The following is a 2,804-nucleotide window of genomic DNA, read 5'->3' on the forward strand; positions in this document are numbered from 1 at the left end:
GTAGTAACCAATATTTATGTTGCCATATCATATATTCATCAATGCTGAATGGCTGGGTATAGAGATTGTTTATTTGTAATAAACAATCTCTTTGGACTACATACAGGCTGTTGCTATGTGTTGTAAGGATACCACTTGGCGTGATCTTTACACTAAGAAGGTCTAAGATAAGTGGGGTCTAGCTATGTTGAATGGATGGTATGCGTTTTGTTTAATGGTTGTTCAAGGGAATGTCTTCAGTTTTAAGACATGTAGAGTGATGTGATTAAGATTAAGAGATTAAATATGGGACAAGAGTTTACATATGAACAGATGCAGACGCTGCTGCATTTAGTAAAAACGGAAATGAATGGTATTTGCGGTGACCTCGGCTATGCAGAGTTATCAAAAATACGAACTATCTTAGAGCAGAAGCTAGATGACTTTCCACCTCCTGATTAGATTACGGTAAACAGTAAAGACTGGGACTATTGAACGTATCCGCCTGTGTGCGAGTCAGTATACTTCACCTCTGATAGTTCATGTTCAGAAAATGCCTTATTTTTGATATACCGACAAAACCTTCGCCCACCATAACTTCCATCGGAGTACGCCCATCGAGCTTTGTATTGCGCATATTTACCCAGCCATATTTGATCTCTGGATTATACGGGTAGAGCATACTGAGATGTTTGTGGATCGCCAATAGGTTGATAACTCGCTCGTGTGAATCCAGTCCCCTAGGGATACCAGTAGCTCCCACCTCCATTGCTCGTAACCTGTTGCTGTTCGTTAAACCTATACCGAGCAGCGAACACTGAGTAGTACGTGAGATATTCCAATAGTCAAACAACCTCATCACGGCTCTTGCTAACGTTACAGACGTATTTTTGCTCAGCCTCTTAGACATACTGATACCTCTTGAGTTGCAAATGATATAGTTTGTTCACCAGTTAAGCGGGTCGAACTCATAGTGTGCATTAGTTTATCGCTCATAAGCTCTTGCGCCACGTTGGGGTAGCATTGGCAATTGATGTAGTGTTGGTTCACAAACGCCTGAACCGCTCTAGCTAGTGCTTTATCGGCAGTAACCATTATTACATCAGAAATATCCCTGTGCTGAATTTTCTGAGTTAATCTAGCTATCAATCGGAAATCAGAGGCATTTTCGTAGGTATCAACAGTTTCCACCAACTGGCCTACCATTACTCTCGGTAACCTGTATGGATTGTTGGCTACGGCGAGTACAATAACATCCGCCCTAGAAAACAACGTGGCATCTCTAGGCACATTTTGTTGTTATCACAGTCAATTACAACCGCCAAAGTTCGGTCAATCACCTTTGACGTCCTCCCTATTCAGAGCTAGCAGAACACTGAGCTGGTCGTCATCAGGGTCGATGTCACCGTTAACAATACTCCTAGCTATAACCCACATAATCTGGTCACTAGAAACTCCCAAAGCGTCGGCTTTGGCAGCCGACATCATGTCAAAAATCCACCATGCAAATTCCTACAAATAACTGTGTTTTTATGGCTCTGTTGTACTTCTATGTTGTTAATTAAACAATCAAAAAGGCTAACGTCCATCGAAGGAAAACTGGATGAATGATACGTTTTACCATACAATACATATAAAGTATGACTAAACGTATCAGTTAGCATGAATCCATCACATCTAGATAAACTAAAAAAACTATCCATATTTACTACCTCAGACGCAGCAAAATTAAACATAACACGCGCTGCCCTTTCTCGCGCCGTGGAAAAGGGTCAGATAGAAAAGTTACAGAGAGGGCTCTACGGTTATATTGGCCGAGAAGAGTCTGAGATGCAGTCTTTTGCAGAAGTTAGCGCCAGAGCGAAAAATGGTGTGATCTGCCTTCTTTCGGCTCTCAGATATCATAACCTCACAACCCAAGCACCTTTTCAGGTGTGGCTCCGCATCAAAAAAGGCGATAGAGCGCCCAATATTGACTATCCAATCATTCAGATTGTTCGAAGCAGGGAGGCTACGGATTTTGGAATTATCTCAACACAAGTTGATGGTGTCCCTGTTTTGGTTACGGACGTTGAGCGGACGGTTGTTGATTGCTTTAAGTTCCGTAATAAGATCGGTGTTGATGTTGCGATTGAAGCACTTACAGAAGCCAAACGAACCAACAAACTAGATCAGGGGAAACTCTGGGAGTATGCTAAGCATTACAGAATGACAAATATAATGATGCCTTACATGGAGGCGCTAAGTTCCAATTGTTAAACATAATATCGCTGCATCATTTAAACGTTACTTAAGATAAAGATTCCTCAATCCACAAACATTCCTGCCCGTAACTTTTATCTTTCATCCAAATATACCAAGCTAGTGTAGTGGCTGAGTGAATTTGGCCACTTGATTGAAGGTTTGTAATACCTGAAATTATCCATGAGATGCTAATTTAGGAAAGCCACTGGCAAGGAATTGTCCAGAAGCGTTTTTGGTGGCATATAAGACAGTCTGTACGACTAGGTCACGCTTCCTCACCATAAGTGTCAGATTGTGTATGAGTCAGTACACTTAATGATACTCAGCCAGCAGGTGAAGGGACGTTCGAGTGCCTTTAGCTAGAATGTTGCCATGTAGAAACCAAAAAAACCGCTCATTGAGCGGTTTTTTAGAAATTGGTGCGCCCACACGGACTTGAACCGTGGACCTGCCGATTATGAGTCGGATGCTCTAACCAAACTGAGCTATGGGCACTTTGTAGAAATGCATTCTGCACTTAATAGCCGTTGTTGTCAATAACTCAAGTTGTAAATCCAGCTTGCATTGTTGTTAACTAACAA

The 2,804-nt window shown here is 41.8% G+C and carries 1 protein-coding gene and 1 tRNA gene; one reads left to right on the forward strand and one right to left on the reverse strand.

Annotation, left to right across the window (positions count from 1 at the left end):
• The first annotated feature begins 1,641 nt into the window (after nt 1–1,641).
• The gene (locus AB4167_RS15890) at nt 1,642–2,238 is read left to right on the forward strand and encodes a type IV toxin-antitoxin system AbiEi family antitoxin domain-containing protein (protein ID WP_141925915.1); all 597 of its coding nucleotides are present in this window, start codon (nt 1,642–1,644) and stop codon (nt 2,236–2,238) included.
• 402 nt (nt 2,239–2,640) lie between these two features.
• On the opposite strand, the gene AB4167_RS15895 is transcribed toward AB4167_RS15890, so the two are convergent.
• Nucleotides 2,641–2,718, reverse strand: a tRNA-Ile gene (locus tag AB4167_RS15895).
• Between the last annotated feature and the right edge of the window lie 86 nt (nt 2,719–2,804).

Source organism: Vibrio sp. 10N.286.49.E11 (genome assembly GCF_041469505.1).
GTDB lineage: Bacteria > Pseudomonadota > Gammaproteobacteria > Enterobacterales > Vibrionaceae > Vibrio > Vibrio crassostreae_C.